The sequence below is a fragment of the Roseateles sp. AC306 genome (assembly GCF_979253795.1).
The window spans coordinates 1-237 of record NZ_CEEDEB010000147.1; the positions used below are offsets into that span (position 1 = coordinate 1).

General features: G+C 51.5%; 1 protein-coding gene. It reads left to right on the forward strand.

Going from position 1 to position 237, the window contains the following annotated elements; all coding sequences use genetic code 11:
- Positions 1-237: autotransporter outer membrane beta-barrel domain-containing protein (locus AC0IZJ_RS28750; protein WP_471855693.1), on the forward strand; the 237-nt coding region annotated here is incomplete at both ends.

Here is a 237-nt window from a genome sequence, read left to right on the forward strand (position 1 = left end):
GTTAGCCTGCAAAATGGCGTCGCTGGCGATACGCTGACGGTAAACGGTGATTATACCGGCGGCGGTACGCTACTGCTCGATAGCGAATTAAACGGCGATGACTCGGTAAGCGATCAATTGGTGATGAACGGTAATACTGCTGGCAACACAACTGTGGTGGTTAACTCCATTACAGGGATTGGTGAGCCGACATCGACAGGCATTAAAGTGGTTGATTTCGCAGCTGATCCCACGCAG